Annotated in this window: 4 protein-coding genes; all 4 read left to right on the top strand. The window is 41.0% G+C overall.

Going from position 1 to position 5,860, the window contains the following annotated elements:
• Positions 1-306 precede the first annotated feature (306 nt).
• Positions 307-942 carry a DUF6781 family protein gene (locus BQ7314_RS02515; RefSeq protein WP_174482134.1) on the top strand — a complete coding sequence of 212 codons (636 nt, stop codon included), beginning with the start codon at positions 307-309 and terminating at the stop codon, positions 940-942.
• A 14-nt stretch (positions 943-956) separates the two neighbouring features.
• Entirely contained in the window at positions 957-2,621 is a 1,665-nt protein-coding gene (locus tag BQ7314_RS02510; protein WP_174482133.1) for an ABC1 kinase family protein, read from the top strand.
• Between the two features lie 81 nt (positions 2,622-2,702).
• Positions 2,703-3,797 carry an efflux RND transporter periplasmic adaptor subunit gene (locus tag BQ7314_RS02505; RefSeq protein ID WP_217423817.1) on the top strand — a complete coding sequence of 365 codons (1,095 nt, stop codon included), beginning with the start codon at positions 2,703-2,705 and terminating at the stop codon, positions 3,795-3,797.
• A gap of 9 nt (positions 3,798-3,806) precedes the next feature.
• Positions 3,807-5,741 (top strand): efflux RND transporter permease subunit, encoded by a 1,935-nt coding sequence (locus tag BQ7314_RS02500; RefSeq protein ID WP_174482131.1) that lies wholly within the window; start codon positions 3,807-3,809, stop codon positions 5,739-5,741.
• The last annotated feature ends 119 nt before the right edge of the window (positions 5,742-5,860 follow it).

Below are 5,860 nucleotides of genomic sequence, written 5' to 3'. Positions count from 1 at the left end.
TGCAGAGGGTTTTAAAGAGTCAATGCGAATTGTATTTGATGAGCACCTGAGGCAATGGAATTATACTGCCATTCCTGACGCAACAACTTTATAAGTTGCCTAAGTTATTTCATGCACATTCCTAAGTACGGAGCGTTATCAGCAAGGGCTTGCAGGGCATACTGAAGTTTTGGATGCTGAGAGTTTACGCATTAGAGCTTATGATAATTTTAATAATGCACGTTATGACGCAGCGATGGCTAATTTGAATTTACGCCGTGCACTGGGTATTTTATAAAATCCTTAATCATTTATTGGAGAACAATCATGACATTAGTTAATAAAGAGAATACTCAAGAGTCTGCTAGAATAACTGTTTTGCAAAGTGATGATATTGAACAAGATATTCGTCACCTCGTTGTTCAAACATTAAACGAAGGTAAATTTTCACCAGAAGCGATTAAGCAAACCTTACAGGATGTACTTACGGGGGCAACTGAGGGTGCTAGTCAGCAACTGGAGAAAAATACAGAAGCATTGGAGCAAGTGGTTTCTGGTATTGATGCCGCACTAAGTCAGGTTGCTGGGGCATCAAAATTAGCTATTGAAGAAGCGAGTAGTAATTTACAGGATTTTTCTGATCACGATTTAAAACGTGCGCTAACGGATTTACAAGACTTAGAAAGTTTATTTTTAGATACTTTAAGTGATGTTGCTAATAAAGGTCAGGAAACAACGAAAGCCACACTGACAAGGTTACTGGAGCATTTGCAAAATAGTGGCTCATCGGTTGGTGATTCAGTGACTAAAGTTTTAAGTGCTTTACACCATGATTTATCTAAAGGCGGGCGGTTAGAAAAAATACAAGCAGCAGAAATGGCGAAAACAGCCAGTGTCAGCTTTATTCGCATGGCAAGTGGAATGTTAGCAGGTATTGCTGATAGTTTAGAAAATAAAAAATAAGCTATTAAAGCTGTATGTTATTAGAAACCTTAAGCGTTGCCCGTGATTTTGGACGCATTCATGAGATATCATCTATTCTAATTCGCTATGGCTTTGGTGATATGGTGCGTCGTGTGGGGGCGGCAACGATTGTAGAGCGTGCTGGCCACGCTTTAAAATGGAAGGAAATTGAAGATTTAGCGACCCTTGAACCGCCCGTCAGGGTGCGCCGGGCATTGGAAGAAATGGGGCCAACTTTTGTTAAGTTAGGGCAAATTCTTGCTACGCGATCTGATTTATTTTCACCTGAATGGTTAAATGAATTTAAAAAGCTTCAGGACCAAGTGAAAACCGTTCCTTATGAGGAACTTGTCGCTCAAGTTGAGGAGGATTTAGGTGCCAAACCTGAGGAAATATTTGCGCAATTTTTCTGCCAGCCACTAGCCGCAGCTTCTATAAGTCAAGTTTATAAAGCGCGTTTGCATGATGGTAGTGAAGTTATTGTTAAGGTTCGTCGCCCAGGGATTCGTTCTGTTGTAGAAGCGGATTTGCGTTTGCTCGCACAATTAGCTGATATTGCTGAGCAGGAAATTAAAGTATTACAGCGTTATCGCCCTAAAGAAATAGCACATCAATTTACCTTATCTATGCGCCGTGAGCTTGATTTAGCCGCAGAATGTCGTAATGCAGAGCGCATGATGACAAATTTTAGGGGTAATAGGTATATAGTCTTTCCTAAAGTTTATTGGCAATGGACGAGTGAACGCATCAATGTTCAGGAGTTTATTGATGGCATAGCAGGCAATGATATAAAGGCGCTGGAACAATCGGGATTGGATCGAAAGCTATTAGCTAAGCGCGGTGTAGAAGCTGTTTTTAAGATGATCTTGGAGGATGGTTTTTTTCATGCAGATCCACACCCAGGAAATTGTTTTTATTTGTCTGATAATCGGCTCGCCTTTATTGATTTTGGTATGGTTGGGCGCTTATCTGAAGAGCGGCGCGATCAAGTTTTAAATTTATTACGGGGCTTAATTGATAAAGATTCATCGCGGGTTGTTAAAGTTTTATTGCTGTGGAGTAGTCATGCTCACCTTGAGAATAGAGAAGGTTTTACGCTTGATATTGATGAGTTTATTGATCAATATCACGACATTCCTTTAAAAGAGCTTAATATTGCGGATTTATTAAATAGATTAACAACTTTACTACGTGATCATCAGCTAAATTTACCGCCAGATTTAACCTTATTACTGAAGGCTTTTATTACCTTAGATGGTTTTGGACGACAGTTAGATCCAGATTTTAATCTTGTTCAGGAAGCAACACCTCAATTAAAACGTATCTTTTTAGAGCGCTATAGTCCTTCTGAGTTATTTAGGCGCGGCAAAGGTAATTTGTTTAGTTTGGCTGAATTATTGTCTGACTTGCCTCGAGACTTACATCAGTTGATAGAGTCGCTACGTCATGGCTCTATCGGTGTGGAAATAGACCTTAATAAGCCTGTGTGGCTGTCTAAGGAGCTTGATCGTTCTATTAATCGTCTGTCAGTTAGCTTGGTAACATCGGCTTTAATTGTCGGTAGCTCTATTGTCTCGACTGTTCAAGGCGGGACTTCTTCCGTCTTTGGTTTGATGGGTTTTATCGGTGCTTTTGTAGGAGGTGTTTGGCTACTATTTTCGATTTGGCGTAGTGGGTAGGGTTGATTCAATATCCCTATTATTTCAGCAAACAATCAGCACAATACGCTTATATTTTTAGCTAACCTTATTTTTAACAAAATGACACTTTATATCATGCACTTTTCAATTAATAGTTCCCCTGCTTATTTTATTAAACGGGTATTTATCAGTGGACTATTGATCATACTTTCTGGCTGTGACGGTGCTGCTGAAATACCCAAGCAACCCATGCGTACTGTGCGTGTTGAAACCGTGTCGGCTAACAATACTTTGTTACAAAGGCGTTTTGCTGGACGTATTGAAGCCGTTAGCACGGTCGATTTATCTTTTCAGGTTCCGGGGCGCATGATTGAGTTACCTGCTCAAGAGGGGCTCTTTATTGGCAAAGGTCAATTAGTTGCTGCACTAGATAATAATGATTATCGCTTGGTTAAAGAGCAAGCCCAAGCGCAGTATAATCTAGCTAAACTGGATGTCGTGCGCAAACGTAATCTATTCAAATCAGGGTCTTTACCCAAAGCGATGTTAGATCAAGCGGAAACTCAGTATACGATTAGTCAAGTTGCCTTACAAACAGCTAAAAGAAATCTTGCTTATACACGTATTATTGCCCCATTTGATGCATTGGTCAGTCAGCGTTTGGTTGATAATTATACCAATGTCGATGCATTCCAGAAAATAGTACGCGTACAGGATTTAACTGAACTACGAGTACACATCAATATTCCGGAAAACATGGTTAAATTGCTTAAGCAAACCAGTGAATTTAATGCAGTTGCTGTTTTTAAAGACCGCCCTAAGCAGCGCTTTCCACTGAGTTATCGAGAGCATATGACCGAGGCAGGTAGCGTAGCTCAGACTTATGAGGTCATTTTTGCTTTATCCAGAGAGCAAAACCAATATGTATTGCCTGGTATGACTGTGACTGTCATTATTAGCAGAAAAGCGGGAGCAGAAGCGCCTAAATTTGCCATCCCTGTCTCTGCCATTGATTATGATGAGGCGGGTAAGCCGAGAGCCTGGATTTTTGATGCAAAAAACAATACTGTTGCCCCTCGTAGTATCGTGTTGGGCACGATTAAGAAACACAAAATACCGGTGTTATCTGGCTTACAACAGGGTGATCAAATAGTCACGGCTGGGACGCATTTATTGCGTGAAGGTATGATTGTTCGCCGTTTTGTTGCATTCTAGGAGTGACTGATGAGCTTAGAAATTGCACGTAGTTCCATTGAGCGACCTGTTAATACTTGGTTACTGGTTTTATTATGCCTCTTCGGTGGCTTATGGGGCTTAGATACTGTCGGTCGATTGGAAGACCCTAATTTTACCATTAAACAAGCCTTAGTCATCACCGCTTACCCAGGGGCAACCGCTGTTGAAGTGGAGCAAGAGGTGACTGAAACGCTTGAGTCAATGATTCAGCAATTACCACAGCTTAAAAGGATTACCTCAAAATCTAAACCTGGGGTCTCTGAAATTACCGTGGAAATTAAAGATACTTATGATCAACACACCATGCCACAGGTCTGGGATGAATTACGGCGCAAGGTCAATGATGCGCAAAGAAGCTTACCTTCTGGCACCCAGCCATCCATTGTAAATGATGATTTCGGTGATGTTTATGGGATTTTTTATGCAGTAACGGCCCCAGGATTTTCTACCAAAGAAATTCTGGATATTGCCACATTTTTACGCCGCGAGCTTTTAACGGTGCCTAATGTTGCTAAGGTTGAAACAGCGGGGGAGCGTACAGAAACAATTTATGTTGAAATTTCCAATGAGCGTCTCATTCGCTTAGGGCTATCTACTCAACAAATTCTTGCCACCATCCAGTCTGAAAATACTATCAGTGATGCGGGCGCTATTACCGTGAATGGTCGCCGAATTCGTATTTCCTCGGGTGAAGGTTTTGATTCACTGACACAGCTTGAAAACTTACGTATCGGCAAACCCGGCACGACTGAGCAAATCAGTTTAATTGATATTGCGACCATTCGCCGTGAATCGACAGAAATCCCTGATCATTTAGTGCGGTTTAATGGCCAAGAAGCCTTTAGTCTAGCAATTTCTGGTATACCTGATGCCAATATTGTGACTATCGGAAAAGCAGTAGAAGCACGCCTAGAAGAACTCAAATTACGGATTCCCTTAGGTGTTGAGGTTAGTCCCATTTACGAGCAGCATAAAGTGGTTGATGAATCCATTAATGGCTTTATTAATAACCTTATTATATCGGTTTCTATTGTTATTTTGGTTTTATGCTTAATGATGGGCTGGCGTATAGGGCTAATTGTTGGGGCAACCTTATTACTGACAGTGCTGGGTACGTTGCTCTGTATGAAATTATTTAGTATCGATATGGAGCGTATCTCGCTGGGCACTTTGATTATTGCCATGGGCATGATGGTGGATAATGCTATTGTCGTTGCTGAAGGTATGTTAATTAGTATGCAGCGTGGTATGCCTGCAAAAGAAGCGGCTTGCACAGCAACAGATCGGACACAAATCCCTTTGCTTGGGGCAACTGTGATCGGCATTATGGCTTTTTCAGGCATAGGTTTATCGGATGATATTACCGGTGAGTTTTTATTTTCCTTATTTGCAGTTATTTGTTTTTCGCTATTATTAAGCTGGGTGTTAGCGATTACCGTCACACCGCTCTTTGGCTATTTGTTTTTAAAGGTTAAAGCGACCGATAGTGCCGTGGATCCTTATGCGGGCCCAGTATACCAGTTCTATCAAACGCTACTCAAAGGTGTATTACATGCGCGTATATTAACGGTTATCGTGCTAGTGCTAGTCACTATTGCATGTTTTGCTGGCTTTGGCATGGTTAAACAGCAATTTTTTCCTTATTCAAATACGCCGCTGTTTTACCTCAATTATCAACTAGCTGAAGGTGCGGATATTCGCGCAACGGCTAAGGATATGGCAGAAATTGAAAAACGTATTCAAAAGAAAAAGGAGGTCGTTTCGGTTGCTAGTTTTATCGGCCGAGGCGCGAGCCGCTATATGCTCACCTATACGCCAGAACTACCCAATACATCCTATGGGCAATTTATTATTCGTGTAACAGGGACGGGTTTAATTGATGCACTGGCGGCTGAACTGAAACAAGAATTAAGTGATGCTTAGGAATGAGCACAAATTAATTTAGGCAAGTTCAATTTAAGAATTATAATGATGCAACTCATAAACTTTATTTAAAATCGACCCAAGATAAAACCTTACTCAAAAGAAATTGAAGCGCAGAT

The sequence above is a fragment of the methanotrophic endosymbiont of Bathymodiolus puteoserpentis (Logatchev) genome, assembly GCF_900128525.1.
Taxonomy (GTDB): domain Bacteria; phylum Pseudomonadota; class Gammaproteobacteria; order Methylococcales; family Methylomonadaceae; genus Methyloprofundus.
This window is presented reverse-complemented; position numbering and strand designations above follow the sequence as displayed.